Source organism: Nonomuraea sp. NPDC049480 (assembly GCF_044465905.1).
In the GTDB taxonomy this organism is placed as follows: domain Bacteria; phylum Actinomycetota; class Actinomycetes; order Streptosporangiales; family Streptosporangiaceae; genus Nonomuraea.
The window spans coordinates 62834-89092 of the sequence record NZ_JBITMD010000039.1 but is presented as its reverse complement, the minus strand read 5'-3'; the positions used below and the strand labels follow the sequence as shown (position 1 = coordinate 89092).

General features: G+C 69.2%; 30 protein-coding genes and 1 tRNA gene. 13 read left to right on the top strand and 18 right to left on the bottom strand.

Annotated features, from left to right (window positions below; all coding sequences use genetic code 11):
- Window positions 1-87 precede the first annotated feature (87 nt).
- The 4 genes from ACIBX3_RS55785 to ACIBX3_RS55770 form a co-directional block, all read right to left on the bottom strand.
- Window positions 88-264, bottom strand: coding sequence for a hypothetical protein (locus tag ACIBX3_RS55785; protein WP_397128969.1), 177 nt, complete (start codon window positions 262-264; stop codon window positions 88-90).
- A gap of 39 nt (window positions 265-303) precedes the next feature.
- Window positions 304-579, bottom strand: a complete 276-nt coding sequence (locus tag ACIBX3_RS55780) for a hypothetical protein (RefSeq protein ID WP_397128968.1) — start codon at window positions 577-579, stop codon at window positions 304-306.
- Window positions 580-596: 17 nt separating this feature from the next.
- Window positions 597-917: an ArsR/SmtB family transcription factor gene (locus ACIBX3_RS55775; RefSeq protein ID WP_397128967.1), complete on the bottom strand. Its 321-nt coding sequence runs from the start codon at window positions 915-917 to the stop codon at window positions 597-599.
- A 65-nt stretch (window positions 918-982) separates the two neighbouring features.
- Window positions 983-2326, bottom strand: coding sequence for a hypothetical protein (locus ACIBX3_RS55770; protein ID WP_397128966.1), 1344 nt, complete (start codon window positions 2324-2326; stop codon window positions 983-985).
- Window positions 2327-2520: 194 nt separating this feature from the next.
- Here ACIBX3_RS55770 and ACIBX3_RS55765 point away from each other — a divergent pair, with 194 nt between their 5' ends.
- The 4 genes from ACIBX3_RS55765 (at window position 2521) to ACIBX3_RS55750 (ending at window position 6726) form a co-directional block, all read left to right on the top strand.
- On the top strand, window positions 2521-4317 hold the full coding sequence (locus ACIBX3_RS55765; RefSeq protein WP_397128965.1) for a flavin-containing monooxygenase: 1797 nt from the start codon (window positions 2521-2523) through the stop codon (window positions 4315-4317).
- Window positions 4318-4416: 99 nt separating this feature from the next.
- A complete protein-coding gene (locus ACIBX3_RS55760) occupies window positions 4417-4860 on the top strand; it encodes a hypothetical protein (protein ID WP_397128964.1) in 444 nt (147 codons plus the stop codon).
- Window positions 4861-4907: 47 nt separating this feature from the next.
- The gene (locus tag ACIBX3_RS55755) at window positions 4908-6065 is read left to right on the top strand and encodes a histidine kinase (protein ID WP_397128963.1); all 1158 of its coding nucleotides are present in this window, start codon (window positions 4908-4910) and stop codon (window positions 6063-6065) included.
- A gap of 16 nt (window positions 6066-6081) precedes the next feature.
- Complete coding sequence (locus tag ACIBX3_RS55750) at window positions 6082-6726, top strand: response regulator (protein WP_397128962.1); 645 nt, start codon at window positions 6082-6084, stop codon at window positions 6724-6726.
- On the opposite strand, the gene ACIBX3_RS55745 is transcribed toward ACIBX3_RS55750, so the two are convergent.
- A complete protein-coding gene (locus ACIBX3_RS55745) occupies window positions 6727-7158 on the bottom strand; it encodes a VOC family protein (protein WP_397128961.1) in 432 nt (143 codons plus the stop codon).
- A 30-nt stretch (window positions 7159-7188) separates the two neighbouring features.
- Here ACIBX3_RS55745 and ACIBX3_RS55740 point away from each other — a divergent pair, with 30 nt between their 5' ends.
- The 3 genes from ACIBX3_RS55740 (at window position 7189) to ACIBX3_RS55730 (ending at window position 9160) form a co-directional block, all read left to right on the top strand.
- Window positions 7189-7986 carry an MBL fold metallo-hydrolase gene (locus ACIBX3_RS55740; RefSeq protein WP_397128960.1) on the top strand — a complete coding sequence of 266 codons (798 nt, stop codon included), beginning with the start codon at window positions 7189-7191 and terminating at the stop codon, window positions 7984-7986.
- 45 nt (window positions 7987-8031) lie between these two features.
- Entirely contained in the window at window positions 8032-8604 is a 573-nt protein-coding gene (locus ACIBX3_RS55735; RefSeq protein ID WP_397128959.1) for a helix-turn-helix transcriptional regulator, read from the top strand.
- Between the two features lie 208 nt (window positions 8605-8812).
- Entirely contained in the window at window positions 8813-9160 is a 348-nt protein-coding gene (locus tag ACIBX3_RS55730; RefSeq protein ID WP_397128958.1) for a hypothetical protein, read from the top strand.
- A 49-nt stretch (window positions 9161-9209) separates the two neighbouring features.
- Here ACIBX3_RS55730 and ACIBX3_RS55725 read toward each other — a convergent pair whose 3' ends face one another.
- Genes ACIBX3_RS55725 through ACIBX3_RS55715 form a run of 3 tightly spaced genes read right to left on the bottom strand, consistent with a single transcriptional unit; the run spans window position 9210 to window position 11611 of the window.
- Window positions 9210-9584: a Rieske (2Fe-2S) protein gene (locus ACIBX3_RS55725; protein WP_397128957.1), complete on the bottom strand. Its 375-nt coding sequence runs from the start codon at window positions 9582-9584 to the stop codon at window positions 9210-9212.
- A 45-nt stretch (window positions 9585-9629) separates the two neighbouring features.
- Window positions 9630-10943, bottom strand: coding sequence for a sensor histidine kinase (locus tag ACIBX3_RS55720; RefSeq protein ID WP_397128956.1), 1314 nt, complete (start codon window positions 10941-10943; stop codon window positions 9630-9632).
- Window positions 10940-11611 (bottom strand): response regulator transcription factor, encoded by a 672-nt coding sequence (locus ACIBX3_RS55715; RefSeq protein WP_397128955.1) that lies wholly within the window; start codon window positions 11609-11611, stop codon window positions 10940-10942. The genes ACIBX3_RS55720 and ACIBX3_RS55715 overlap by 4 nt, the downstream gene beginning before the upstream one ends.
- Window positions 11612-11735: 124 nt before the next feature.
- On the opposite strand from ACIBX3_RS55715, the gene ACIBX3_RS55710 reads away from it, so the two are divergent.
- Window positions 11736-12206 carry a hypothetical protein gene (locus tag ACIBX3_RS55710; RefSeq protein WP_397128954.1) on the top strand — a complete coding sequence of 157 codons (471 nt, stop codon included), beginning with the start codon at window positions 11736-11738 and terminating at the stop codon, window positions 12204-12206.
- Here ACIBX3_RS55710 and ACIBX3_RS55705 read toward each other — a convergent pair whose 3' ends face one another.
- Together ACIBX3_RS55705 and ACIBX3_RS55700 are read right to left on the bottom strand one after the other, a co-directional pair.
- Window positions 12207-13283 (bottom strand): hypothetical protein, encoded by a 1077-nt coding sequence (locus ACIBX3_RS55705; RefSeq protein ID WP_397128953.1) that lies wholly within the window; start codon window positions 13281-13283, stop codon window positions 12207-12209. It lies immediately after the preceding gene.
- A gap of 95 nt (window positions 13284-13378) precedes the next feature.
- On the bottom strand, window positions 13379-13852 hold the full coding sequence (locus ACIBX3_RS55700) for a hypothetical protein (protein ID WP_397128952.1): 474 nt from the start codon (window positions 13850-13852) through the stop codon (window positions 13379-13381).
- Between the two features lie 185 nt (window positions 13853-14037).
- Between ACIBX3_RS55700 and ACIBX3_RS55695 the strand changes: the two genes are divergently transcribed.
- Window positions 14038-14574: a peptidylprolyl isomerase gene (locus tag ACIBX3_RS55695; RefSeq protein WP_397128951.1), complete on the top strand. Its 537-nt coding sequence runs from the start codon at window positions 14038-14040 to the stop codon at window positions 14572-14574.
- Between the two features lie 173 nt (window positions 14575-14747).
- Entirely contained in the window at window positions 14748-15635 is an 888-nt protein-coding gene (locus tag ACIBX3_RS55690) for a rhomboid family intramembrane serine protease (RefSeq protein ID WP_397128950.1), read from the top strand.
- A 35-nt stretch (window positions 15636-15670) separates the two neighbouring features.
- On the opposite strand, the gene ACIBX3_RS55685 is transcribed toward ACIBX3_RS55690, so the two are convergent.
- Window positions 15671-15916 carry a cell division protein CrgA gene (locus tag ACIBX3_RS55685; RefSeq protein ID WP_127938089.1) on the bottom strand — a complete coding sequence of 82 codons (246 nt, stop codon included), beginning with the start codon at window positions 15914-15916 and terminating at the stop codon, window positions 15671-15673.
- Between the two features lie 244 nt (window positions 15917-16160).
- On the opposite strand from ACIBX3_RS55685, the gene ACIBX3_RS55680 reads away from it, so the two are divergent.
- On the top strand, window positions 16161-16733 hold the full coding sequence (locus tag ACIBX3_RS55680) for an anthranilate synthase component II (protein WP_397128949.1): 573 nt from the start codon (window positions 16161-16163) through the stop codon (window positions 16731-16733).
- Window positions 16734-16876: 143 nt separating this feature from the next.
- Here the strand turns inward: ACIBX3_RS55680 and pknB are convergent, their stop codons facing one another.
- The 7 genes from pknB to ACIBX3_RS55645 form a co-directional block, all read right to left on the bottom strand.
- A complete protein-coding gene (pknB, locus tag ACIBX3_RS55675; protein WP_397128948.1) occupies window positions 16877-18745 on the bottom strand; it encodes a Stk1 family PASTA domain-containing Ser/Thr kinase in 1869 nt (622 codons plus the stop codon).
- A gap of 83 nt (window positions 18746-18828) precedes the next feature.
- Window positions 18829-20181, bottom strand: a complete 1353-nt coding sequence (locus ACIBX3_RS55670) for a serine/threonine-protein kinase (RefSeq protein WP_397128947.1) — start codon at window positions 20179-20181, stop codon at window positions 18829-18831.
- Between the two features lie 21 nt (window positions 20182-20202).
- Entirely contained in the window at window positions 20203-21663 is a 1461-nt protein-coding gene (locus ACIBX3_RS55665; RefSeq protein WP_397128946.1) for a peptidoglycan D,D-transpeptidase FtsI family protein, read from the bottom strand.
- On the bottom strand, window positions 21660-23078 hold the full coding sequence (locus ACIBX3_RS55660; RefSeq protein WP_397128945.1) for an FtsW/RodA/SpoVE family cell cycle protein: 1419 nt from the start codon (window positions 23076-23078) through the stop codon (window positions 21660-21662). The genes ACIBX3_RS55665 and ACIBX3_RS55660 overlap by 4 nt, the downstream gene beginning before the upstream one ends.
- Window positions 23079-24389 carry a Stp1/IreP family PP2C-type Ser/Thr phosphatase gene (locus ACIBX3_RS55655; RefSeq protein ID WP_397128944.1) on the bottom strand — a complete coding sequence of 437 codons (1311 nt, stop codon included), beginning with the start codon at window positions 24387-24389 and terminating at the stop codon, window positions 23079-23081. It lies immediately after the preceding gene.
- Window positions 24386-24856: an FHA domain-containing protein gene (locus tag ACIBX3_RS55650; protein WP_397128942.1), complete on the bottom strand. Its 471-nt coding sequence runs from the start codon at window positions 24854-24856 to the stop codon at window positions 24386-24388. The genes ACIBX3_RS55655 and ACIBX3_RS55650 overlap by 4 nt, the downstream gene beginning before the upstream one ends.
- A gap of 17 nt (window positions 24857-24873) precedes the next feature.
- Window positions 24874-25614, bottom strand: a complete 741-nt coding sequence (locus tag ACIBX3_RS55645; protein ID WP_043619792.1) for a DUF3662 and FHA domain-containing protein — start codon at window positions 25612-25614, stop codon at window positions 24874-24876.
- A gap of 201 nt (window positions 25615-25815) precedes the next feature.
- Between ACIBX3_RS55645 and ACIBX3_RS55640 the strand changes: the two genes are divergently transcribed.
- Both ACIBX3_RS55640 and ACIBX3_RS55635 read left to right on the top strand, forming a co-directional pair.
- Window positions 25816-25898: transfer RNA gene (locus ACIBX3_RS55640), tRNA-Leu, on the top strand.
- Window positions 25899-26074: 176 nt separating this feature from the next.
- Window positions 26075-26203, top strand: a complete 129-nt coding sequence (locus ACIBX3_RS55635) for a hypothetical protein (RefSeq protein ID WP_397128940.1) — start codon at window positions 26075-26077, stop codon at window positions 26201-26203.
- Window positions 26204-26259: the final 56 nt, after the last annotated feature.

Genomic DNA, 26259 nt, shown 5'->3' with positions numbered 1-26259 from the left:
ACCGGCGCCAAGCACACACGACGTCACAGACGGTCACCGATCCCCATTTTCACGCCGGAACCGGCGCCCCACACGGGTTTCCCCGACTCAGTCGAAGTCGAAAATGGAGTGACGGTCGTAGAAGTGCAGGATGTACCGGCAGCGCTGGCAGATCATCAGCGTCATCCGATGCGACGTGATACCCCACCTGCTGTCGAGCCGGCCCTGTTCCTGCTGGAACTCGGTGCCGTGGCAGAGGGGACAGACCAACTGCGGCGTCGTCATACCAGGAGAACGCGCGACCGGCTCACCCGAGTTCCGGAGTCACTCCACGGTGCGCAGGATCTGCTCGATCGACGCCGTACGGGCGCGCAGCTCGGCCATGTCGGCGGCCACGCGCTGCTGGGCGTCCAGGGTGTTCTCGGCGAGCTGCTCGAACCGGCGTACGAGCTGACGCAGATCCTCGGCCTGGTCGGCCTGGAGCTTCACCTTCCGCGCGTCGAACGTACCCACGACGAAGAGGGCGATCAGGAAGGTGACCAGAACCAGCACGCCGAGGTAGAAGATCGCCTCGGGCCAGGACATTGCCCCGTCCATCATCAGGAGTGCTCCTCGGCTCAAGGACCCTTCTCCGGGTCCGGCGTGGTCAACGTCTTCGCCGCCTCGGCCAGTGCCGACGCGGTCAGGTGCAGGCTGAAGTCGGTGACTTCGTAGTACTTCATGGCCTTGCCGTCCTCCGACAGCTCCAGATTGCCGACGATCAGTCCGGCGGCCTCGAGCCGGCGCAGGTGCATGTGGAGGAGGGGGCGGCTCACACCGATCTCGCGGGCCAGATGGCTCACATAGTCACGGCCGTCGGCCAGCCTCGCGACGATGCGCAGCCGCAGCGGGTTGGCCAGCGCCGCCAGCATTTCGACCAGGTCGTCGCCGGTGGGCACGGCCGTAGTCATAAGGTCCCATCAGGTGTAAGTATTTCTTTACATATGGAACGGTAGCAGCCGCCCTACCGGACGGCAACAGCTCCCTTGCCCTCGGGCTCCCGCGCCGGCCGGCTGTCTCCTGTGGCCCCGGCGCCCAGGGTCAGTCCCAGTGCCAGGCAGATCAGCGGGATCGCCGGAATCACGTATCGCACGTCGTAGGCGGCCAGGAAGGGCGGCGCCGCGACGAGTGCGAGCGCCGCCAGCGCCGGCAGCAGGGCATCCCACCGCCGCCGCGCCAGGGCCAGCGCCAGCGCCGCCGCCAGGCCCAGCATCAGCAGCGGGAACGGCGCGTACCCGAACCGCTGGTAGGCCCGCAGCCAGCCGGCGAACGGCTCGACGACACGCGTGGCGGCCGGCCCCGCCTCGTAGGACTCCGCGACCCCCCGCACCGACTCGCTGATCGGCCGCTCGGCCGCCGGGAGCTTGTACGGCGTCTTCTCGTCCACGGCCGTGCGCTCCCAGCGCAGCAGCTGCTTGAGGTCGGTCCCGACCGCGCCCAGGTAGCCGCCGGGCTGGGCGAGGATGGCCGCCCTGGCGAACTCCCCGGCCAGCTGGTTGCGGTTGGCCGTCCCCGGCACCTTGAGCAGCGGCGAGAAGCTCTCCCACAACCAGTGCGGCGGATAGGGCCGCTGCTCGACGGGCATCCGCGGGCAGAGCACCGCCAACCGCTCCGGCGGCTTGATCACGTCGCAGTCGGCGAAGCTCATGGTCCTCGACCACAGGAAGTTCCCGTCCGCCTCGGTGAGCGCGAACTTGCCCTTCTCCACCTTGGTCCAGATCGCGTACGCGCCCAGCGGGATCGCCCCGGCCACCACCAGCGCCAGCAGAGGGCGCCAGCCGTAGCGCCTGACCAGCACGTACGCGGCCGTGAGCAGCAGCAGCGGCAGGCCGATCGTCCGCGTGATGCCGGCCAGCCCGAGCAGCGTCCCGCCGACGGCGGCCGTGGTGGGCGTGACGCGCCACACGATCAGTGCGACGGCGGCCGTGACCAGCACGATGAAGATCGCGTCCGCCATGATCATGTGCTCGAGGAGGATCAGGAACTCGTCGTACAGCAGGGGCGTCACCAGCAGCGTGGCGCCCCAGCCGGGCAGGCCGCGCCGCCTGAGCAGGGCGTACACCCCGACCGCGAGCGCCAGCCCCAGCAGGTGCTGCATGACCGTCACGAGCGTGAGGCTGTGCACGGGACGCAGCAGCGCCAGGAGCAGGGAGTAGCCGGACGGCCTGGTCGTGCCCGGCGTCAGCTCCTCGCGCAGGAACGCGAACGAGTCGCCGTAGAAGAGCAGCGCGGGCGGGAACCCGAGCACGGCGAGCACGCGCAGCCCGATGGCGGGCAGCATGGCGATGACCAGCGCGCGGTGAGCCAAGACGGTTCTGCTTCCTCGTGTGCGGGATTCTCACCTTAGCCGCGGCCGGCGATGCTTCACCGCCCGATCGTGTGGGAGCGGGCGACAGGGTCCGCCCCAAGCCCTGTTCACGCCTGCACGGGGGGTTGTCGGTCGCCGCTACCGAATGACATTCTGGAATTGCTTCGGTAATCCACCGCACAGGGGGAGACCGCATGAAAGCCGCCCGCCGGCCCGCCCTCGACAAAGAGGCCCTGCGCAGGAAGTACCGCGAGGAGCGCGACAAGCGGCTCCGTCCGGACGGCAACGACCAGTACGTGCGTCTCACCGGCCGCTTCGCGCGCTACCTCGAGGACCCGTACACGCCGAGGACAGAGCGTGAGCCGAAGACCGACCACGTGACGGTCGCGTTCGTCGGCGGCGGGTTCGCCGGCCTCGTCACCGGCGCGCGGCTGAAGGAGGCCGGCGTCGAAGACGTGCGGATCATCGACAAGGCCGGCGACTTCGGCGGCACGTGGTACTGGAACCGCTACCCGGGAGCGCAGTGCGACACGGCGTCGTTCGTGTACATGCCGCTGCTGGAGGAGACCGGCCACATGCCCACCGAGAAGTACGCGCACGCGCCCGAGATCCTCGAGCACTGCCGCCGCATCGGCAAGCACTACGGCCTGTACGACAACGCGCTGTTCCACACCGAGGTCGTGGGCCTCGAATGGATCGGCGGCCGCTGGCTGGTCCGCACGGACCGGGGCGACGCCTTCACCGCCCAGTTCGTCGCCATGGGCATCGGCCCCCTCCACGTGCCCAAACTCCCGGGAATCCCCGGCATCGACACCTTCAGCGGACATGCGTTCCACACCAGCCGCTGGGACTACGCCTACACCGGCGGCGACCCTTCCGGCGCGCCCCTGGACCGGCTGGCGGACAAGCGGGTGGCCGTCATCGGCACCGGCGCGACGGCCGTGCAGTGCGTCCCCCACCTGGCGCGGGCCTGCAAGGAGCTGTACGTGTTCCAGCGCACCCCCTCCTCCGTGGACGTGCGCGACAACCGGCCGACCGACCCCGAGTGGTTCGCCGAGATGGCCACGCCCGGCTGGCAGCAGCGCTGGCTGGAGAACTTCACCGCCATCCAGACAGGCGGCCTGGCGGTGGCGGAGGACCTGGTGATGGACGGCTGGACCGACCTGGCCCGCAGGGTCCGCGCCAGGGTCGCCGAGCTCGACGAGCTCACCCCGGACAAGATCCTGGCCGCCTTCGAGGACTCCGACTTCGAGAAGATGGAGGAGATCCGCGCCCGCGTGGACGCCGTCGTCGCGGACCGGGAGACCGCCCAGCGGCTCAAGGCGTGGTATCGCCAGCTCTGCAAGCGCCCGTGCTTCCACGACGAATACCTGCAGGCCTTCAACCTCCCGGGCACCCACCTGGTGGACACCGACGGCAAGGGCGTCGAGCGGATCACCGAGACCGGGGTCGTGGCGGCCGGCAAGGAGTACGAGGTCGACTGCGTCGTCTACGCCTCCGGTTTCGAGGTCGGCACCGACTACACCCGCCGGGCCGGCTACGACCTGGTGGGACGCGGCGGGATCCGGCTGTCGGAGCACTGGGCGGACGGCATGCGCACGATGCACGGCATCCACGTGCACGGCTTCCCCAACGCCTTCCTCGTCCAGCACACCCAGGGCGCGAACCTCATCTCCAACATTCCGCACAACTTCACCGAGGCCGGCCGGACGATCGCCGCGATCGTCGAGCACGCCCTGGACAACGGTCACACGGAGGTGGAGGTCACCGAGGAGGGCGAGGACGCGTGGGTCGAGCTGCTCCTGTCGGGCCCCGGCATGTTGCTGGGCTCGCCGGACTGCACGCCCGGCTACTACAACAACGAGGGTCAGGACCTCGGTCCGCGCGGACGGCTCAACGGGGGATATCCAGGGGGCGCGATGGCGTATTTCGCCTACATCGACCAGTGGCGGTCCTCGAAGGTGTTCGAGGGGCTGGAGTTCCGCTCCTGACCGGCACTGCTCCGCGCTTACTGACCGAGTCGTTCGATGAGCGTGGCGGCAGGGTGCGCATTTCGTGCGCGCCACGTTCGCGCGGGGTAAAACAGCGATGTGACCGACAAAAGCCGCAAGCCCCTGCCCCAAGGCGATGGCCTTTATCTGCGGTTCCAGGTCCGTTATTGCGGACGCCTGGGCGTTCCGGTGGGCATCTTCGCCGCCTGTCACCACCTCCGCCGGGACGGTCGCCTGACCACGGAAGACGATGAATTGTTCAGGGAGGTCGACAGCTGGTTCATCGCCCGTTTGCCGTATCCGCCTTTCTACGCCGACGGAAACACCATTCGCGCCGTTTCCTGGTTCAAACCCGCGGCGGCCGGGCTCATCGCCGCGCTGGCGCCGCTGGAGGACCTGCTGCGCCGTTACGGCGTCCCCTGTGACGCCGTACGCTCGCCCGACCCCGGCACCATCGTCTACGAGGACGATTTCCAGATAGGCGTCCTCCCTTACGTCAGAAATCCGCCGGCGCGCGCCACGACCCCCATGGGCCAAAGGTAAACCCAGCACTACTGACCACCCGTTCCCCTGGCGGTTACGGTCGCAGAGTGTTCAACAGGACCGCGCTGGAGGCGCTCACCCGGCGGCCGTTGCCGTTCCTCGGATCCGCCTGGCCCTGGCGGTGCGCGGCGTACCTGGGGGCCAGCGTCGTCCCCGGGGCGGCCGCCGGGCTCGTCGCCGCGGCCGTGCTGGCGGTGCCGGAGGCGTTCCGCGTGGTCACGGGTCCGGCGGCACTGATGCTGGTCCTGTGGCCCGTCGCCCGGTTCGAGCGGTGGCGGCTGCGCCTGGTCGACGGCGTACCCCTGCCCGAAGTGCCGGACCGGCGCAGGCGGGAGGCAGGGCTGGCGCTCATGACGCTGCTCGCCCTGTGGTGGATCGACCTGATCATGATGTTGTTCACCGTCGCCGGTCCTGTGGTGCTCGTCCTGTCTCCCGTCGTCCAGCCGGCGGTGGCGCCGGGGGTCGCCGTCATGGCGTCCGTGGCGGGCGTGCTGCTGCTGCCGGTCGCCGCCTACACGGTGGCGGCCTGGGGCGGCGCCAGGGGCGCCATGGCCAGGGCGATCCTCGCGCCCCAGGGATCAGAGCTGAGCGAGGTGCTGCGGTCGCGGGCGCGGCTGGTGGACGCGTTCGAGATGGAGCGGCGCAGGATCGAGCGGGATCTGCACGACGGCGCCCAGCAGCGGCTGGTCGCGCTGTCGATGACGCTCGGCATGGCCAAGCTGGACATGCCCGAGGACACCGACGTGGGCCGGCTGATCGGGCTGGCCCACGACGAGGCCAAGCAGGCGCTGGCCGAGCTGCGCGAGCTGATCCGGGGGGTCCACTCGCCGGTGCTCACCGACCGGGGACTGGCGGCCGCGGTACGTGACCTGTCCGGCCGCTCGCCGGTGCCCGTCGACGTCTGCTTCGAGGTGCCGGGCCGGCTGCCCGCGCCCGTGGAGGTCACCGCGTACTACGTGGTCAGCGAGGCCCTGGCCAACATCGTCAAGCACAGCCGCGCCACCACGGCCTCCGTCACCGGCAGGGTCGAGCGCGGCACCCTGGTCGTGGCGATCCGCGACGACGGCGTCGGCGGCGCCGACGCGGTCAAGGGCACCGGGCTGACCGGCCTGGCGGACCGGCTGTCGGTGGTGGAGGGGCGGCTGTCGCTGTCCAGCCCGATCGGTGGGCCTACGCTGCTCCGAGCGGAGATTCCGTGCTCGTAGAGGAGGTTCAGGGCCGGTGCGCGTAGTGATCGCCGAGGACGCCGTCCTGCTGAGGGAGGGCCTGGCCGGCCTGCTCGAACGCTTCGGCCACACCGTGGTCGCCTCGGTCGGCGACGCGCCGGGACTGCTCGCCGCCGTCGCCGAGCACCGGCCCGAGGCCGTGGTGACGGACGTGCGGATGCCGCCCGGCTTCACCGACGAGGGGCTGCGGGCGGCGCTGGAGCTGCGTGCTCTGCATCCCGAGCTGGCCGTGCTGGTGCTCAGCCAGTACGTCGAGCAGACGTACGCCGCCGAGCTGCTCGACTCCGGTGCCGGAGCGGGCGTCGGCTACCTGCTGAAGGACCGCATCGGCGACGTACGCGAGTTCGTCGACGCTCTCGACCGGGTGGCCGCGGGCGGCACGGTCGTGGACCCGGAGGTGGTGCGGCAGCTCCTGAGACGGCGGCGCGACCCGCTGAGCCGGCTCACGCCGCGCGAGCAGGAGGTGCTGGGCCTGATCGCGGAGGGGCGCTCGAACGCCTCGATCGCCAAGGAGCTGGTCGTCACCGAGGCCGCCGTGGCCAAGCACATCGCGAACATCTTCGCCAAGCTCGACCTCCCGCCGGCCGCCGACGGGCACCGGCGGGTGCTGGCCGTGCTGGCATACCTCCGCCAGGAGTGATCAGGTGATGCAGAGCTCGTTGCCCTCCGGGTCGGCGATGGTGATCCACCAGTTGGGCCCCTGGCGGCCGCGGTGCAGCACCTTCGCGCCCTTGGCGGACAGCGCCTCGACCACGGACTCGATGTTGTCGGCGCCCACCCGGACGTCCAGGTGCACCCGGTTCTTGACCGTCTTGGACTCGGGCACCTGCTGGAACAGCACCCGCGGCGCGCGTTCGAGGCCGTCGGGGTGCCGGATGGCGGTGCCGGACTTCCAGACGAGCGCGCCGCGGTGCGTGGTCGTGTCGTCGTCGGTGGCGTAGCCCTTCTCGATCATCTGCCGGATGAACGTCTCGTCCTGGGGCTCGACCCGCCATCCGAGCGCGTCGGCCCACCAGTCGGCCAAGGCGTGCGGATCGTGGGAGTCGATGACGACCTGGAAGTCATATGCCATGCCTCGATCCTAAAAGTAGGGTTCGTTGGCATGAACGAGCAGTGGCAGGAGGTCGGTGACCGGGTCTACGTCCGGCGTCATCGGTCGTTCGACATGAACGCGGGTCTGGTCGTGGGCGACGACGGGCACTGCCTGGTGATCGACACGCGTACCTCGCACCGGGAGGCGGCGGATCTGATCGAGGCGGTCAGGACGATCACCTCGGGCCCGTGGACGGTCGTCAACAGCCACTCCCACTTCGACCACTACTTCGGCAACGCGCTCTTCCGCCCCGCCGAGATCTGGGGTCACGTCCGGTGCGCCGAGGAGATCGAGCGGTACGGCGAGCAGCACCGCGCCGACGTCATCGGGTGGAAGCCCGAGCGGCGCGAGGAGCTGGAGGAGGTCACGATCGTGCCGCCGGACCACACGTTCACGTCCGCGGCGAGCCTGGACATCGGCGGCCGGATCGTGCATCTGCGGCATCTCGGTCTCGGGCACAGCAGCAACGACGTCGTGGCGCACGTTCCCGACGCGGGCGTGGTGTTCGCCGGTGACCTGGTCGAGGAGGGGGCGCCGCCGGCGTTCGGGGACGCGTACCCGCTGGACTGGCCGGCCACCGTGGAAGCGATGCTGGCCGAGATGCCCGAGCCGGTGGTCGTGCCGGGGCACGGCGCGGTGGTGGACCGGGCGTTCGCGCAGGCGCAGCAGGCGGAGCTGGCGCTCGTGGCCGAGCTGGCCAAGCGGGCGCACGTGGAGGGGTTGCGTGATCTGATCAAGCTCTTCCCTTATCCCGAGGACGTGGCCAGGCAGGCCATCGACCGCGCCTTCATGCAGCTGGACGCCTGACTGTCGCCGCGCTATATTGCAGTTTGCAATATAGGAGGAAGCATCATGGCGCGACGCCACGACCTGGTCGGCCTGACCGTGCTGGCCCTGCTCACGGTGCGCGCCGCCCATCCCTACGAGCTGCACCGGTTCATCGTCGACACGCACAAGGACTACATCACCGGCCTGCCGCGCAGCCTCTACCACGCGGTCGAGCGGCTGGCGGGGGACGAGCTGATCGCGCCCACCAAGACCGACCGCGAGGGCCGCCGGCCGGAGCGCACGGTCTACGAGATCACCGAGGAGGGCCGCGAGGAGCTGGCCGCCCGGCTGCGGCAGCTCCTGGAGCGGCCCGATCCCGACCGGCGCACGTTCGTCGCGGCCGTCTCGCTCATGGGCTGCCTGCCGATGCCCGAGGCCCAGCGCGCGCTGGGCCGCAGGGCGGCCGCGATCGAAGGTCTTATGGCCGGGATGGACGCCCACCGGCGGGGCCTGGCCGACAGCGGCCTGCCCGAGGTGCTCCTGCTCGAGATCGAGTACGAGCAGGCGATCAAGAAGGCCGAGCTGGACTGGATCAGAGACCTGCTCGACCGGCTCGACAAAGGGGAGCTCGACTGGGCTCCCACGACACCCATGTAAGAGGCCGCCGGGGTGCGCCAACACCCCGGCGACCGGACATCCGAACAAGGCGCCTGCCCTGCCCGAACTCGCATTCACAGGATAGGCGCCGCGACCAAGGGAGCTGTGCCATGTCCACAGAGATCGTCCGACTGCTCGAGCGGATCCCGGAGCTCCGGAACGCCGGGGACGGCTTCGCCTCCTTCCACGACACCCGGGTGAGCAAGCCGTGAGGAAGCGGCTCATCACCGAGGTCGCCGGGGTGGTGACCGCACCGGTCGAGCAGGTGTGGCAGGCCCTGGTGGGCGACCGGCCCGCTCATGAGATGAAGACCGAGATCGGCGACCGCACGGTCGCCTACCAGGGCGGCTGGTGGTACCGCGGCGAGTGGGCGGTCACCCGTCATCCGGAAGGCGCCCGTGTGGACCACCGCGTCTACAGCGTGGCCGGCCCGTACTGGGCCGTGGCGCTGGCCAACAGGCTGTTCATCGGCTTCGGCGAGCAGACCCGCCGGTCGTTCGCCGAGGGCATCACCCGCATCGCGGACCAGTTGGGATGCTCCGCACGCCTCACCTAGGGTCCCTCCCTGGAGCAGGGGCCGCTGACCAAGGATGTACGCCTACGCCTCAAGCAAGACTGATCTTCCCCTTCGCCACCTTGATCTTCTTGCGGGCCAGCGGCCTCTTGGCGGGCCCGTTCAGCACCGCCCCTGTTGTGGCGCTGAACTTGCTGCCGTGGCACGGACAGACGATCGTGCCACGGGTCACCCTCGACACCGCGCAACCCTGGTGGGTGCAGATGGCGCTGAAGCAGCGGTAGACGCCCTTCTTCGGCTGGGTGATCACGTACTTGCCCTTGATGACCTTGCCACCGCCGACCGGGATGCTCTTGGTCGTGGCCAGAAGGGGCCCGGCCGCGGCCTCCGCCCGTCCCGGCCACAGGAAGAGGACTCCGGCGCCTCCGGCGCCACCTCGGATGATCAATGCACGGCGTGTGAGCATGGTTGCCTCCTTCAACCATTCTCACGTTCGAGGAGCACTTGTGGTTCACATGTGACACAAGGGAAATCTGGCCACGAAGCCGCCCCCGGCGTACACCAGAGTCCCCTGGTGCAAGGTCGCGATGTCCCGCGCGATCGGCAACCCCAGCCCGGCGCCGCCCGCGTCCCTGGCCCGCGCCTCGTCCAGCCTGGTGAAGCGGTCGAACACCGCCTCGCGCTGCTCGAACGGGATCCCCGGGCCGTCGTCGAGCACCTCCAGCACGGCCTCGTCCGTGTCGGCGTGCACGCGTACGCACACGGTGGAGGAGGCGTGCCGTACCGCGTTGTCGGTCAGGTTCGTCACCAGGCGGTCGAGATGCGCCCGCGAGCCCTTCATCACCACGTCGGGCTCGATGTCCAGCTCCACCCGCACGTCGGGCCGCCGCCTGGCGCGCAGGGACTCCTCGGCCGCCACCTGGCCGAGGTCCAGCTCCGCGGCGCGCAGCGGCTCGCCGGCGTCCAGCTTGGCCAGCATGAGCAGGTCGGCGGCCAGGGACTGCAGGCGTTCGACGTCGGCCAGCGCCTCCTCGGTCAGCTCGCTGGGCTCGGCCAGCTCCAGCCGGGCGCGCAGGGTGGCGATGGGGCTGCGCAGCTCGTGCGCGGCGTCGGCGACGAACCTCTTGTGCCTCTCCACAGCCGTCTCCAGGCGGTCGAGCGTGCCGTTCACGGTGGTGGCCAGGGCCGCGATCTCGTCCTTCGAGTGCGGTACGGGGACGCGCTGGTGCAGGTCGCGGGCCGTGATGTGGGCGACCTTGGCCCTGATGGCAGCCACCGGCGCGAGCGCGCGACCCACCGAGAGCCACGTCATGACGGCCACCACGAGCAGCAGCGCCGGCACGCCGGGCAGCAGCGCGCTGTACAGCGTGCTCAGGGCCTGTTCGGCGCCCGCCAGCGACACCCTCGACCACACCATGGCGGGACCGGTCGCGGTGATCACCTTACGCTCGGCCACGACGAAGTCGCCGGTCTCCGCCCACCTCTTGATCGCGATCCCCTTCTCGGCGGCCAGCACGAGGTCGGGGTCGGCGAGGGTGGCCATCGTGCCGCCCTGCAGGTGCACCACCTTTCCCTCGGCCGGGGTCCCGGTCTCGCGCACCTTGAGCGGCGTGCTGGGCAAGATGTCCAAGGTCTCCGCGTACGGCGCCGCGGCCTCGGCCTTCCTGGCCGCCTCGGCGCCCGCGCTGTCCTCCAGGCTGCCTCGCAGCACGATCACCAGCAACAGGGTGGCCAGCCCCAGGGCGAGCGCCACGACCAGCGTCGCCGCCGCCGTCGCCTGCAGCCGCACGGAGGACGGCCCCGCGGCCATGCGCGTCAGTCTCACACCGCCTCCAACCGGTAGCCGGCCCCGCGGACCGTCATGAGCGTCGTCCGGCCGAAGGGCACGTCGATCTTGCGGCGCAGGGCGCTGATGTAGACCTCGACGATGTTCGGATCGCCGTCATAGGAGAAGTCCCAGGCCTGGGCCAGCAGCTCGCTCTTGGAGACCACCTCGCCGGGCCGCCGCGCGAGCGCGTGCAGCACCGCGAACTCCTTCGGCGTCAGCCCGATCTCCGCCTCGCCCCTGCGGCACCGCAGCCCGGCCGGATCGAGCACCAGGTCCCCCACGGTGATCGTCACCGGCCGCTCCCGGCCGCCCCGCCGCACCAGCGCGCGCAGGCGGGCCAGCAGCACCACGTACGAGAACGGCTTGGCCAGGTAGTCGTCGGCTCCGTTGTCGAGCGCCTCGGCCTCGTCGTAGATGCCGTCCTTGGCCGTGAGCATCATGATCGGTGTCCAGTCGCCCGCCTCGCGCAGCCGCGAGCAGACCGCGTACCCGTTCATCCTGGGCAGCATCACGTCCAGGACGATCACGTCGTAGGCGTTCTCGGTGGCCATCCACAGCCCGTCGCGCCCGTCGTGGGCCACGTCCACGGCGAAGCCCTCGCCCGCCAGCCCGCCCTTGATCAGGTCGGCCAGCCGCTCCTCGTCCTCCACCAGTAGCACTCGCACGTCGTCCAGGGTGCCTCAACCCACCTAAAGCCAACCTGAAGATCATTTATGGCTTCTTCAGGATCTTTTCAGGTACGGCGGGCCAGGCTCTGGGGCGTTCGACCGATCCCAGTGAGGAGAACCCATGTTCAAGCGACGTCTCGCGGTGCTCGGCGCGGTCTGCGCGCTCGCGCTCACCGGCCTGGCCGGGTCCGCCCTGGCCGACGAGCCTCCCGCCACCGCGGGCGGCAAGGCGACGTGCACGACGAGCGACGGCAAGACCATCGAGCTTCCCGAGGCCCAGCCCGGCAAGCCGATGGGCATCATGGTCACCTCCGACGGAGAGGTGAAGAAGGTCGATCCGGACGAGATGTGGCTCCGCGCCGTTCCGGCGGAGAAGCTGCCCGAAGGCGCGGAGCCGCCCGTTCCGGCGGAGAAGCTGCCCGAAGGCGCGGAGCCGCCCGTTCTGGTCAAGAAGGCGGAAGCGGCGCCCGGCCATCCCATCGACATCAAGGACATCAAGGTCGAAGCGGGCGCGGGTGTGGGCGTGGCCGAGGCCCGCGGCGGCAAGCCGGAGAAGGCGGCGCTCACGATCATCTGCAAGAAGGCCGAATAGTCACTCGGTGAACGACGGGTGCGGTCCCAGTGCCCAGTACTCGAAGAGGCCGTGACCGACGAGCCCGTCGTACTCGAAGCGTCCGACGGCGTCCACCAGGCCCCACATCCCGCCGGCGTCGTCGGGCAGCCGGTACGTCACGCCCTGCACCACGGGCCCCGGGCCCTGGTACATCCCATGCCGCCAGTCGGGTTCCAGGCCGTAACCGGTGCCGACCATGAGGTGCACCGGCAGGAGGGGCGTGCAGTGCACGTCGAACGGCTTGCCGCCGGGCGGGGAGAAGGTGATCGTGGCCTGGACGACGTCCCGGGTGCCGGGGGCGTAGACGGGGCGGTAGTCCGGCCGGCCGAGATACTCCTCCTCCCGCCCGTCCGACCAGACGCGTACGGCCTCCTCCAGCACCCGGCGGCCGCGCTCGTCCTCCTGGACGATGCACAGGATGGCGTGGTCCTCGAACCGCATCGGCGCGTAGAGCCAGTAGAACGTCCCGGCGTTCTTGGCCTGGATGCCGGGCGGTTCGGGCTCGCCGACCGGCCTGATGCCCCAGGAGCGGTCCCTCGTCCCCAGCCAGCGGTCGGGGGTGATCGGTATGTCCTCCTCGCCGATCCGGAGGTGCCCGGACCAGCGTCCGGTCTGCGCCAGACGTACCGAGTCGAACATGACCCGCTCCTGCCAGCGCAGGAAGTGCCGGGGTTCGAGGGTCGCCGGGATCGTGCCCTCCCAGAGCAAATCGAAGGACAGGCCATGCTCGTTCGGCTCCAGGACCACCCGGAGCCGTTTGAGCCCTTCGAGGACCTCGATCCGGAACGGGCCGATCGCGGTGTTCATCCGGTCTGCGCCGAGTTCCCGGGAGGCCCGGACGACGCGGTGCAGGTCGCGGTGGCGTACGCAGGCGAAGGCGTCGGTGACGCCCAGGTTGGGGTACTGGCCGAGGCCGACGATCAGCATGAGCTCGTCGGTGCCGGCGTGGCAGTTGAAGTAGTAGCGGTCGTAGAAGTTGCGGTCGGAGGTGGCCACGTGCCGCATGACCTGGGCAGCCTGGTGGATGGGGTGGTCGTCGAGCGGTGACAGCGCCATTCCCGGGTTGTAGCAAGCGCTTGGTGGCGCGTCAACGGGTCCGGGACAGCGGAAGCGCGCCCCCGTACCGGTCGAGGGCGCGCTTCCCAGCGGTGTCAGGACATCTTGCGGGACGTCTCGTCCGCCTTGTTAGACACATTGGCCGCGATCCGGTCCGCGGACTCGGCGGTCCTTTCCGCCTTCTCGTTGACCCATCGTGAGGCATCGGAGGCGGAATCCTTCATGTGCTCGGTCCACTGCTGGGCATTGCGGCGATAGGCCATGTAGCCGATCGCCCCCACAGCCAGACCGGTGATGAGGATGAACAACGGCCACCGCGTCGACCGCGACGGCGTCGGGTCGATCTTCCTGGCCGCCGTGGTCAGCATCTGGCTGACCCTGGGAGCGACCTGGTCCTCGAAGCCGTGCGCCGCGGACTCCAGCCGCGGCGCCGCCCAATAGCGGGCGTCTTCGATGCGCTGGGCGGCGGCCGTCCTGGCCTGGTCCGCCACAGGTGCCATGCGGTAGCCGGTTCGCACGGCCTGGGCCTTCATTCGGCCCATCCACGTGGCGGGTACATCGATCACCACGCGGCGTCTTCTCAGTGTCAGGGACACGACAACCTCCCCTGTCGTTGGGGCCCCGAGCCTGACCTTCCCTGGACAAGGCGGCTCAATCATGACCGGTCGTGGGAGGATGGCTCTGAAGGCCCAACGGCCATTGTCCTCAAAACACCACAAAATCAACCCTGTGCATAGAGGGGGGCAGCTGTCTCGTGGCTGAGAAGCTGATCGCAAACCTGCAGACCAATCGCGGCAATATCAAGGTAGAACTCTTCCCTACCAAGGCCCCGAAAACGGTACGGAACTTCGTCGAGCTGGCAGAAGGCTCGCGCGAATGGACGCACCCGGGCACCGGTGAGAAGAGCACCGCCCGCTACTACGACGGCACGATCTTCCACCGGGTGATCTCCGGCTTCATGATCCAGGGCGGTGACCCGCTGGGGCAGGGCATCGGCGGCCCCGGCTACGAGTTCGACGACGAGATCCACCCGGATCTGTGGTTCAACCGGCCGTACCTGCTGGCCATGGCCAACGCGGGCATCCGCTTCGGCAAGGGCACCAACGGCTCGCAGTTCTTCATCACGGTCGTGCCGACGCCGCACCTCAACGGCAAGCACACGATCTTCGGCGAGGTGATCGAGGGCCAGGACGTCGTCGACGCCATCGCCAAGACCCGCACCGACCGCCGTGATCGGCCGGCGGAGGACGTCATCCTGGAGTCGGTCACCTTCGACCGCGTCCAGTCCTGAGCGGGCGTTGAGGGGCGGGCACGTCCCTGACGGTGACGTGAGCAACCCGCCCCTGCTCGTGGCGGCGGGCTCGCGGGGCTTCAGGTGGGCCGCTGGCGGGCTCGCGGCGTCGGGTGGTCCAGGGAGGTCACACGGGCACGCGGGAGGCCTGTACACGCCATAGGCTTTCGGTCATGACCAGCCCGCCGCCCAGCCCGCCCCCTCAGCCCGAGCAGCCGGCTGAGGCAGTCCCCACGTGCTACCGGCACCCCGGCAAGGAAACCTGGGTCCGCTGCCAGCGCTGCGAGCGCCCCATCTGCCCCGACTGCATGCGTGACGCGGCGGTCGGCTTCCAGTGCCCCGAGTGCGTGGCGGAGGGCAACCGCGGCATCCGCCAGGCCAAGTCCACCTTCGGCGGCAACGTCGTCCGCACGCCTTACGTCACCTGGGCCATCCTGGGCATCACCGCGCTGGTCTTCGCCGCCCAGTTCGTGATGGGCGACGAGGTCGCCGGGTATCTGGCGATGTCGCCGATCGGGGTCGCCGTGGGCCAGTTCCACCGGCTGATCACGGCGGCGTTCACGCACAGCACCGGCAGCATCTTCCACATCCTCTTCAACGGCTGGGCCATCTTCGTGATCGGCCCTTACCTCGAGCGCGCCTTCGGGCATCTCCGCTTCCTGGCCGTCTACCTGCTCAGCGCGCTGGGTGGTTCGGTGCTCGGCCTCTGGCTGGACCCGGTGGACACGTTCACGGTCGGCGCCTCGGGAGCCGTCTTCGGGATGTTCGGCGCCGTGTTCGTCGTGGGGCGCAAGCTCAACATGGACGTGCGCGGCATCAGCGTGATCATCGCCCTCAACCTGGCCATCACGTTCGTGCTGCCCGCGATCTCCGGTCTCCGCATCAGCTGGACCGGACACGTCGGCGGCCTGGTGACGGGCACGCTGCTGGCCGCGGCGTTGGTCTATGCCCCGAAGAACAACAGAATCGTGTGGCATGTGCTGGCGATCGCTGGAGCGCTGGCCCTGTTGGTGGCACTCGTGCTGGTTCGCGTCCCAGCGATTGTCAGCATGCTGAGCTGACCTTCCCCAGCCTGTGGAAAAGACTGTGGAAGGAACTACCGCCAGCGGGTGGAAAGAACCACACCGAAGATGATGAAAACAAACCCGATCAGCAGGTTCCAGTTCTGGAGGTCGCCGATGAAGGGAGTCTGCGGCGCGACGTAGTAGACCGCGATCCACAGAATGCCGATGATCCACGCGACGACCATCGTGGGAGCCAGCCAGCGGGGGCTGACCTTGACCTGCTGAGACCTCTGCGGCGGCGTGTAGACCGCCTTCTTGCGAGCCTTGGACTTGGGCACTGGGTAACTCCTGCTGAGGGCCTGGGCATCCGGATCGTCCGCAGGCTCTTTGTCGAGCCTAATTGAAGTGTGGTCCAGGATAGTCGCCACGCGTACGTCATGGCGATTCCTGGCCGCCCGGCACCGCGCGTACCCGGGTCCTGACGGCCGTCGTCCTGGTCGCCGCCGTGCTGGTCGTACTCTGGTATGTCGACTTTCCGCAGTCGGAGCCCTTGGCGACGCTCTTCGAGGTGACCGCAAGGAAATGAGCCGCGTGCTGGTCGTGGACAACCACGACAGCTTCGTCCACACGATCGTGCAGTACCTGCGGGTGCTGGGCGCCGACTGTGACGTGCGCCCGCGCGACCACGTACGCGTGAGGGACGCCGACGGCTTCGACGGCGTGCTCATCAGCCCCGGCCCGGGCACGCCCGAGGCGGCCGGCGTCAGCGTCCCCCTCGTCCGCCACGCGGCCGCTCGCGAGCAGCCGCTGCTCGGCGTCTGCCTCGGCCACCAGGCCATCGCGATCGCCTTCGGCGCCACCGTGTCCCGCGCGCCCGAGCTCTTCCACGGCCAGACCAGCGACATCTCCCACGACGGCAAGGGCGTGTTCGAGACGCTGCCGTCGCCGGTGCGGATGACCCGCTATCACTCGCTCGCCGTGGTGCCCGAGACCGTGCCGGCCGTGCTCGACGTGACCGCGCGCACCGCGGACGGCGTCATCATGGGCCTGCGCCACCGCCGGGCGCCCATCGAGGGCATCCAGTTCCACCCCGAGTCCGTGCTGTCCGAACACGGCCACACGTTGCTCCAGAATTGGCTGCGCGGAACCGTGTAACAAACGCCGCCCGTACTCCGACTAACAAGTGAGCGTCCCCGCCGTTGCCCCCGAGCGGCGGGGGCGTTCTTCTTTGCGCCGGTAAACGAAGGGCCGCCCGCCCCGCGTGGGGGACGGGCGGCCCTTCTCCGTCTGCCGGGACCTCAGAACCCGCCGTCGCCGCCGTCGTCGTCGATCGGGTTGTCGTCGGTCGGCTCCTCGGTCGGGAGCTCCGTCTGGTCGTCCGTGGGCGGCTGGTCGGTCGGGACGTCCGTGGTCGGTTGCTCCGTCGGCTGCTGCTGCTCCGGACCCGTGGAGATCACGATCGTGACCGTCGTGTTCGGCGGCAGCTTTTCGCCCTCGCCCGGGTTCTGCTGGATGACCGTGCCCTCGGGCTGGTCGCTGGCCAGCGTGGAGACCTTGGGGCGGAAGCCTGCCTCCGTCAGCGCCTTCCTGGCGTCCGCCTCGGTCAGGCCGATCACGCCGGGCACCTCACCCAGTTGCTTGGGCACGAAGAGGGTGACGCTGCCGCCTTCCTCGACCTCCTCGCCGGCCTTGGGGTTGGTGTCGAGGACCGTGCCCTGCGGCCTGCTGGACACCCGGGTCTTGAGCGTGCCGCGCAGGCCGGCGTCGGTCAGGGCCTTCATGGCGTCTTCCTGCGGTATGCCGATGAGACCGTCGGGCACCTTGATCTTCTTGGGACCCGTGGACACGAACAGCTTGACGGCCGAGCCCTTCTCGACCTTGGCGTCCGCAGCGGGATCAGTCTTGATCACGATGCCCTTTTCGATGTCGGAGCTGGCCTCCTTCACCACTTCGACCTTGAGCCCCATGCCGGTGAGCTGATCCTGCGCGGCTTTCTGGCTCTGCGAGACGAGGTCCGGGACCGTGAGCGCCGTGTCCGTCGGCGTGTTACCGGTGCCGAAGATCATGTAACCGGCCGTGATGAACCCGCCGATGATGAGCAGCGGGATGATGATCCACAACGCGGTCTTGACCCCGTTGCCGCCGCCGCCGCTGGCTCTGCGCCGCCCGCCGCGGCCGCCGCCGCCGCTGCCGCCGCCCTCGTAGTCGTACGGCGGGACCGCGCTGGTCCGCTGCGTGGCCGGGCCCGTGGCCGCCTGCGTGGCCGTCATCATGCGCGTGCCCTGGGCGTAGTTGCCGGTCATCGCCATCGTCTGGGCGTCGGTCGGCATGCCGGACATCGCCCGCTGGATGTCGGCCCGCATCTCGCCCGCGTTCTGGTAACGATGGGCGGGGTCCTTGGCCATGGCCTTGAGCACGATCGCGTCGGCCCACGGCGGGATCTCGCGGTCGATCTGCGACGGCGGGATGGGCTCCTCGCGCACGTGCTGGTAGGCGATCGCGACGGGGGAGTCGCCGGTGAACGGCGGCTGCCCGGTGAGCAGCTCGTAGAGCACGCAGCCGGTGGAGTAGATGTCGCTGCGCGCGTCGACCCGCTCGCCTCGCGCCTGCTCGGGCGACAGGTATTGGGCGGTGCCGATCACCTGCGCCGTCTGCGTCATCGTGGCCGCGGAGTCGGCCATCGCACGCGCGATGCCGAAGTCCATCACCTTGACGTCGCCCGCCCGGGTGATCATCACGTTGGCCGGCTTGATGTCACGGTGCACGATGCCGCCGCGGTGGCTGTAGTCCAGCGCCCGCAGGATGCCGTCGACCAGTTCGACCGCGCGCTCGGGCAGCAGCCGCCGGTCCTGGCGCAGCAGGTCGCGCAGCGTCCTGCCGTCGACGTACTCCATGACGATGTACGGCACGGGGGCGCCTTCGGAGACGTCCTCGCCGGTGTCGTAGACCGCGACGACGGCCGGGTGGTTCAGGGAGGCCGCGGACTGCGCCTCACGGCGGAAGCGAGCCTGGAAGGTGTGGTCTCGCGCCAGGTCGGCCCGGAGGGTCTTGATCGCGACTATACGGTCCAGCCGGATGTCTCGGGCGCGATACACCTCGGCCATGCCGCCGCGCCCGACGACACCGTCGAGCTCGTAACGACCTCCGAGTAGCCGAGGCTGAGTCATTTCCTGCACTGTCCCTTACCGTTCATCTTGGGTACCGGCCTGCTCGGGGGGCCGCCGGTGTCCATCATCGACCCCCTGGCGCGTCACGTCTCCTCCTTGGGCGGGTTTGTCTCACCCGGGTCCGGTGAAGCGGTCGGTGTCGGAGTTGTCGGAGTAGTGGTTGGCGTTGGGGTGGGCGTGGGTGTCGGGGTCCGCGTGGTCGGGGTCGACTTCGGCGTCGGCTTCTTGGTAGGAGTAGCCGACTTGCTTACCGTAGCCGACCGTGAGGGTATAGGCCTCGGCGACTTCACGGGAACCACCGGAGGGCGTCGCGTGCGCTTCTTCGTCTTGCTGGGCCGCACCTGTTCGGGCGTCAGCACCGTCGACCTGGTCGGCTCCGCCACCTCGGGTGGCGTCTGCACCTGCGGGCGCCCGGCGAACGTGATGGCGCTGAGCCCCACCGCGGCCACGCACCCGGCTGTGGCCACCACGGCCAGCGTCCTGGCACCCCTGCGCCGCTTGCCCGGCTGCTCCTCGAGCGCGGTGGCCGGGGCGAGATCGTCGGTCGCCCGCTCGTCCTCCGGCGACGGCTCGCGTACGCGGAAGCCGGACGGGTCGGTGAGCATGCTCAGGTCGGCGCCCGCCTCGGCGCCGGCCAGCGACTCGCGCAGCACGTAGGCCCGGTCGGCCACCTCCAGCGCCGTGCCCGGACGCTGCGCGGGATCCTTGTCCAGCAGCGCCATGACCAGCTCACGCACCGGCGCGGGCACGTCCACACCGAGCGGCGGCGGCAGCTCGTTGAGGTGCAGCAGCGCGATCGCCACCTGGCTGTCCCCGCGGAACGGCGTGCGCCCCGCCAGGCACTCGTAGGCCACCACGCCCAGCGAGTAGAGGTCGGTCGCGGGCGTGAGCGGAAAGCCCTGGGCCTGCTCCGGGCTGACGTACTGGGCGGTGCCCAGAACGGTGCCCGTCTGTGTCACCGGCGCCGCCTCCAGGGCCCGCGCGATGCCGAAGTCCGTCACCTTGATGACGCCCTCGGGGGTGACGAGGAGGTTGCCCGGCTTGATGTCGCGGTGGATGATCCCGGCCGCGTGCGCCGTGTGCAGCGCCTTGGCGGTCTGGTGCACCACGTCGAGCGCCACCTCGGGCCCGATGGCGCCGCTGCGGGCCAGGATGGCCGACAGCGGCTCCCCGTGGACCAGCTCCATCACCAGATAGGCGAGGTCGTCCTGCTCGCCGTAGTCGAAGACCTGCGCGACCCCGGGGTCGGCCAATGCCGCGGTGATCCTGGCCTCGTTGCGGAAACGCTCGCGGAACGTGGGGTCGGCGTAGATGTGGCTGCGCAGGATCTTGACGGCCACCTCGCGCCCGAGCAGCTCGTCACGGGCGCGCCACACGTCCCCCATACCGCCCGTGGCGATGCGGGAGACCAGGAGGTAGCGGTTACGGAGCCGCATGGTCCAGCAGGTTACCGTCACTCACTTGTTCAGCACCGCCTCCATCACGGCCTTCCCGATCGGCGCGGCGGTGCCGCCGCCGGTCGCCTCCGCGCCGACGTTCGCCGCGCCGGCCTCGACGATGACCGCCAGCGCCACCTTCGGGTCCTCCGCGGGCGCCAAGGAGATGAACCAGGCGTGCGGCGCGTCACGTGTGCCCGACTCCGCGGTGCCTGTCTTACCCGCTACTTGGACGCCCGGCACCTGCGCCCGGTTGGCGGTGCCGTTGTTGACGACGCTCACCATCATCTCGCGCAGCTTGGCCGCCGTCTCGGAACTGACCGCCTCCGACAGCGTCTCGGGGTCGGCCTCCTCGACCGTGTCACCCTTGGCGTCGGTGATCTTGTTGACGAGGTACGGCTTCATCACCGTGCCGTCGTTGGCGATGCCGGCCGCGATCATGGCCATCTGCAGCGGCGTCATCCGGTTGTCGCGCTGCCCGATGGAGGCCATCGCCAGTGCGGCCTTGTCCTCCTCACGACCGAAGTCGCTCTGGGCCACCGACATCGGCACGGCTATCTGCTGGCCCATGCCGAACTTCTCGGTCTGCTCGTTCATCTTGTCGTAGCCCAGGTCCATGCCGATCTTGCCGAACGGCGTGTTGCAGGACTTCTCCAGCGCGAAGACCAGCGTCACCTGGCCGGAGCCGCAGGCCGCGCCGCCGTAGTTGGGCAGGCTGATGTTCGTGTTGGGCAGCGGCAGCTGCTGCGGCGCCGCCACGGTGCTCTGCGGCCCGAGCGAGGAGTCATCCTCAAGGTAGGCCGCCATGGTCACGACCTTGAACGTCGACCCCGGCGGATACGTCTGGGCGACGGTGCGGTTGAGCAGCGGCTGGGTCTTCTCTTTGGCCAGTTCGTCGAAGCGGGTGAACACCTTGCCCTTGTCGGTCCCCGACAGCTCGGTCGGGTCGTACGTCGGCAGCGACACCATCGCCAGGATCCCGCCGGTCTTCGGGTCGAGCGCGACCGCGGCGCCCCGCTTGCCGCTCTGCCGCAGCGCGTCGTACGCGGCCTTCTGGGCCTTGGGGTTGATCGTGAGGTCGACGTTGGCGCCCCTGGTGGGCTCGCCGGTGAACAGGTCGATGCTGCGGCGCAGCAGCAGGTCCGCGCTGGAGCCGTCGAGCAGTTGGTTCTCGCTCGCCTCGATCGCGCTCGCACTCTCCGGCGAGAAGTAGCCGGTGACGTGCGCGTAGAGCTTGGCCTCCGGGTATTCCCTGATGAACCTGAAGTCCTTGTTGTCGGTTTCGACGGACTGCGCCAGCACCTTGCCGCCCGCGGTGATGCGGCCACGCTCGATGGCGTAACGCTCGTAGAAGTTGCGCCTGTTGCGGGCGTCGCCGCTCAGGGTCTCCGCCCGACCGGCCTGCAGGATGTTCACGTTGACCATCAGGAGCGCGAACATGGCCAGGCAGGCCACGGCCGCGCGCTTCAAAGTCTTGTTCATCGCTGGAACACCTGGGTGAGTCCTTCGTTCTGGATCGCCTGGGGTGGCGGCTTACGCGCCGAGTCTGACATGCGTACCAGGAGCGCGATAAGGATCCAGTTAGCCAGCAGCGCCGAGCCGCCCTGCGACATGAACGGGGTGACCAGGCCGGTCAGGGGGATGAGGTTCGTCACGCCGCCGACGATGATGAACACCTGCCAGGCCAGGATGAACGACAGGCCGCCCGCCAGCAGCTTGGAGAACGGGTCGCGGGCCGCGAGCGAGGTACGCAGGCCCCGCTCCACCAGCAGCGCGTACAGCATGAGCAGCGCCATGACGCCGGTCAGCCCGAGCTCCTCGCCGACCGCGGCGAAGACGAAGTCGGAGAACGACAGCGGGATCAGGTCGGGGTGGCCCTGGCCCAGCCCGGTGCCCACGATGCCGCCCGCGCTGAACCCGAACAGACCCTGCATGATCTGGAAGCTCTTGCTGCACATCGAATTGCCCGGCGGGTCCTGCAGGCAGACGGGGTCGTTGCCGTAGTAGATCGGATTGGACGGATCGAGCCAGGCGTCGAATCGGGCGCCGACGTGGTCGAAAGCCAGTCCGGCCGCGTACGCGCCGCCGACGAAGAGCAGCACGCCGATCAGCACCCACGAGGTGCGCTGGGTTGCGATGTAGATCATCGCGATGAACGTGCCGAACAACAGCAGCGAGGTGCCCAGGTCCTTTTCGAAGACCAGCACCAGCAGGCTGAGCCCCCAGGTGGCGAGGACGGGGCCGAGGTCCCTGGCCCTGGGCAGGTCGATGAAGAGCAGCCGCCGCCCGGCCAGCGCGAGCACGTCGCGCTTGGCCACCAGATAGCCGGCGAAGAAGACGACCAGTGCCAGCTTGGCGAACTCGCCCGGCTGGATGGAGAAGCCGCCGATGCGGATCCAGATCTTGGCGCCCTGCACCTCGCTGAGGCTGCCGGGCAGCACTGCGGGGATCGCGAGCAGGACCAGGCCGACGGCGCCCGCGGTGTAGGTGAGGCGCTGGAGCATGCGGTGGTCACGGAGCACGATGAGAGTGATCGAGAACATGACGACGCCGAGCCCGGTCCACATGATCTGGCTGGTGGCGGACGCGCCGCGCATATCGGCGGCCTCGAGCCGGTAGATCGTCACCAGGCCCAGGCCGTTGATCAGGGTCACCAGAGGCAGGATCAGCGGATCCGCCCACGGGGCGAACTTGGCCAGCACGAGATAGGCGGCCAGCATCAGGCCACCGAGGCCCAGGCCGTACGTCAGCATGCCCGCGGGAATCTGGCCGTCCAGCGCCAGGCCGACGTTGGCGTACGCGCCCATGACGATCACCACCGCGAGGGCGAGCATGAGGAGCTGGGCCACGCGGCGCTTGGCCGGCATGAGGACGGGGGATTCGGCGACTTCGCTCATTTACTGCTGTTTCGTCTTGGTCGCGCTCGCGGATGGTTTGGGCGACGCGCTCGTGGTAGCGGTCGTGGGCGTGTCGCTCTTCTGATCCTCGGAGAACTTCAAGGCGTCGATCTTCGCTATTCCTTCGTCGACGGTGGTGACGGGAATGCCGCTCTTGATCAGAGCCTGGTCGGCCTCGGACAGCTGGGTGATCTTCCGTCCCGTTGGCTTGGAGACGCTGAACAGCTGGAAGGGACCCACCTCCTTCTGGATCCCCCGGAACACGACCACTTCGTCGCCCCTAGCGCCGACGAAGAACTGCTCCTGGGTCCACTGGTATCCAAAATAACCGCCGACGCCGACGGCTGCGGCGGCTATGCCGAGCACGGTGACGAGCACGGGCCACACGCGACGACGCTTGCCCGACCGCCGGGACGCCTGCGCGACCGGCTCGTCGAAGTCGTCATCGATGATCGCCGGCTGGGGTGCGGTCACCGCGCTGGCTCGCCCCGGCGAGGTGTCCTGTTGATCCATCGGGGAGTTGTGGTTCAGCCGGTTCATGCCCGCGGCGCCGACGACGGCGATCTCGGCGGGCACCGGCTGCCCATCGGTGATCTCCAGGACGTCGGCCAGGACGCACGTGATGTTGTCCGGTCCTCCACCCCTGTTCGCCAGGTCGATGAGCTGGCGGACGACCTCCTCCGGGTCGTCGATGTTGGTGAGCGTGGCGTGCAGCGTCTCCGCGCTCACCACGCCGGACAGCCCGTCCGAGCACAGCAGGTAGCGGTCGCCCACCTGCGCCTCGCGGAGCGTGAGGTCGGGGTCGACCTCGCCGCTGCCGTCGAGCGCGCGCAGCAGGATGGAGCGCTGCGGATGCGTGGCGGCCTCTTCCGGCGTGATGCGCCCGTCGTCGACGAGCTGCTGCACCAGCGTGTGGTCATGGGTGATCTGGTAGAGCTCCCCGCGCCTGAGCAGGTAGGCGCGCGAGTCGCCGACGTGCACGAGGGCGACCTGGGTGCCGTGCCACAGCATGGCCGTGAGAGTCGTGCCCATGCCCTTGAGGCTGGGATCCCGCCCCACCATCTCGTGCAGCCTGCGATTGGCGTCGCGTACCGCTGCCTCGATGGCGTTGAGCAGGTCACCCCCCTGTTGGGCCTCTTCCAGAGAGGCCATGGCGGCGATGGCGACTGAGCTGGCCACCTCGCCGTGTGCGTGTCCGCCCATGCCGTCGGCGACGGCGAGCAGGCGGCCGCTAGCGTACGCCGAGTCCTCGTTTCCTTCGCGGAGGAGGCCGACGTCCGAGCGGGCGGCGTAGCGGAGTGCGATGGTCATTTGCGCAATTCAATGACTGTTTTGCCGACGCGGATCGGAACACCGAGCGGCACCGGGGTCGGGCGGGTGACTTTCGAGCGGTCGAGATAAGTGCCGTTGGTAGACCCGAGGTCCTCCACGATCCACTGACCGTCCTGAGGGAAGAGCCGGGCATGCCGGCTGGAAGCGTAGTCGTCGGTGACTACCAGCGTGGCGTCATTCGCCCGGCCAATGGTGATGGGCGTCTCCGTAAGGTCGATGGTGGTGCCTTGCAGCGGGCCACCTGTGACGATGAGCTGGCGTGGCTCGCCCTTCTTGCTCTTGGGCTTTGCCACCGCCTTGGCGGGTTTGGTGGCTTTGCGTGGACCCGCGGGAGCCGTGCGTGAACCGAACAAGTCAGTCCGGATCACGCCGACTGCGGCAATGACGAAGAACCACAGCACCGCCAGGAAAGCGAGCCGGATCAGCAGCAGCGTGAGCTCGGACATGGACCGTTTGTCTACCCCTAATCGCGCCGGAACACCAGAGTCGTGCGCCCCAGCGTCACTCGCGTGCCGTTCTGGAGCTCGATCCTGCGTACCGGCTGGCCATTGACGAAAGTGCCGTTCGTCGATCCCAGGTCGACGAGAACCACGAGCTGGCCCTCGACGCGAAGCTCCGCGTGGTGCCGCGACACCCCTGGGTCGACGAGACGAAGATCGCAGTCCGTGCCCCTGCCGAGCAAGGTCACCGGAGTGGTGAGCTCGTAGGAACGGTCGCCCTGCGGATCGTCCTGAGTGGAGACGAGCAGCCTGGGCCGCCCGTTGAACGCGTGCGGCCGGGACGGAGGCAGGTCGCTCGCCGGCTGGCGAATCTCGTCCTGCTCGACCGTCGCGCCGCGGATGACGCCGGACCTGATGCGGAACAAGCCCACAGCCAGGTCGCCGGCGGTTTCGAAGCGAACCCGGACCGGTCCCACGAAGGAGTAGCCCTGCTCCTTGGCATACTCCCTGGCGAGGTTGGCCAGCTCGTGGCTGATGCTGTCGGCGTAAACCTCAAGCCGTTCGCTGTCGGTCGTGGACAGCTCAACCACGAAGTCGTTGGGCACGAGCGTGCGACCCTGAGCGACGATCGCCGCACGCTCATCCATCTCCCGCTGAACCGCGCTGGCGACCTCGACCGGCTGAAGGTCAGATTTGAACGCCCGCGCAAAGGCCCCCTCAACCAAGCCTTCGAGCCTTCGCTCGAAGCGCTGAAGGACTCCCACCGGGTACCTCCCTTCCTCCGTGCATATGATCGCGGCCCCCAGACGCCTTCGGCGCCCGGTGCCCGCTCGTTCCACGTCGCGGCGTTCCCCGGCGCCCGTCGGCGTCGCGCCCAGCTCCTCCGCTCCCGTGTCTTATGCGATCGTATCCGGGTTCAGTACCAGTGGCTGTTCCGTGCTACTGTTTCTCCGCACCCAAACAAAGGGCGGGTGGCGGAACGGCAGACGCGCACGGTTCAGGTCCGTGTGTCCGCAAGGACGTGAGGGTTCAAATCCCTCCTCGCCCACTCTGGGTCCCCGATGAAATCGGCAGACCCACACTGACGAAACTAGCCCCGGTTCGCAAGAGCTGGGGCTATTTCTTTGTGCCGGTCTGGTGTGCGCGGGTGCGCCTCCGCATGGAGGACAGTAGAAGCCTGCCCTTGCAGATCACTTTCGAGTGGCTTGTGTGATTTGCATCACAGTGAGCACTGGGCGACTGGTGGATCGGGTCGGACCGGCTCGCCCCATCGTCGACGCGCTGGCCCGGAACGCCCGCCGCGTCGTCTTCATGACCGGCGGCGACGCGCGTCCCGGACTGGCGCCGGAGTAGCAGCCCAACCCGAGCAGATCAAAGCCTGCGTCAGGGTCCGCGGGGTGTACGGCCCG

What these genes read in the sequence shown, in the direction of transcription:
- ACIBX3_RS55785 (WP_397128969.1), bottom strand. Translation starts at nt 264, where the DNA reads ATGACGACGCCGCAGTTGGTCTGTCCCCTCTGCCACGGCACCGAGTTC.
- ACIBX3_RS55780 (WP_397128968.1), bottom strand. Translation starts at nt 579, where the DNA reads ATGATGGACGGGGCAATGTCCTGGCCCGAGGCGATCTTCTACCTCGGC.
- ACIBX3_RS55765 (WP_397128965.1), top strand. Translation starts at nt 2,521, where the DNA reads ATGAAAGCCGCCCGCCGGCCCGCCCTCGACAAAGAGGCCCTGCGCAGG.
- ACIBX3_RS55745 (WP_397128961.1), bottom strand. Translation starts at nt 7,158, where the DNA reads ATGGCATATGACTTCCAGGTCGTCATCGACTCCCACGATCCGCACGCC.
- ACIBX3_RS55740 (WP_397128960.1), top strand. Translation starts at nt 7,189, where the DNA reads ATGAACGAGCAGTGGCAGGAGGTCGGTGACCGGGTCTACGTCCGGCGT.
- ACIBX3_RS55735 (WP_397128959.1), top strand. Translation starts at nt 8,032, where the DNA reads ATGGCGCGACGCCACGACCTGGTCGGCCTGACCGTGCTGGCCCTGCTC.
- ACIBX3_RS55725 (WP_397128957.1), bottom strand. Translation starts at nt 9,584, where the DNA reads ATGCTCACACGCCGTGCATTGATCATCCGAGGTGGCGCCGGAGGCGCC.
- ACIBX3_RS55710 (WP_397128954.1), top strand. Translation starts at nt 11,736, where the DNA reads ATGTTCAAGCGACGTCTCGCGGTGCTCGGCGCGGTCTGCGCGCTCGCG.
- ACIBX3_RS55705 (WP_397128953.1), bottom strand. Translation starts at nt 13,283, where the DNA reads ATGGCGCTGTCACCGCTCGACGACCACCCCATCCACCAGGCTGCCCAG.
- ACIBX3_RS55690 (WP_397128950.1), top strand. Translation starts at nt 14,748, where the DNA reads ATGACCAGCCCGCCGCCCAGCCCGCCCCCTCAGCCCGAGCAGCCGGCT.
- ACIBX3_RS55680 (WP_397128949.1), top strand. Translation starts at nt 16,161, where the DNA reads ATGAGCCGCGTGCTGGTCGTGGACAACCACGACAGCTTCGTCCACACG.
- pknB (WP_397128948.1), bottom strand. Translation starts at nt 18,745, where the DNA reads ATGACTCAGCCTCGGCTACTCGGAGGTCGTTACGAGCTCGACGGTGTC.
- ACIBX3_RS55670 (WP_397128947.1), bottom strand. Translation starts at nt 20,181, where the DNA reads ATGCGGCTCCGTAACCGCTACCTCCTGGTCTCCCGCATCGCCACGGGC.
- ACIBX3_RS55665 (WP_397128946.1), bottom strand. Translation starts at nt 21,663, where the DNA reads ATGAACAAGACTTTGAAGCGCGCGGCCGTGGCCTGCCTGGCCATGTTC.
- ACIBX3_RS55660 (WP_397128945.1), bottom strand. Translation starts at nt 23,078, where the DNA reads ATGAGCGAAGTCGCCGAATCCCCCGTCCTCATGCCGGCCAAGCGCCGC.
- ACIBX3_RS55655 (WP_397128944.1), bottom strand. Translation starts at nt 24,389, where the DNA reads ATGACCATCGCACTCCGCTACGCCGCCCGCTCGGACGTCGGCCTCCTC.
- ACIBX3_RS55650 (WP_397128942.1), bottom strand. Translation starts at nt 24,856, where the DNA reads ATGTCCGAGCTCACGCTGCTGCTGATCCGGCTCGCTTTCCTGGCGGTG.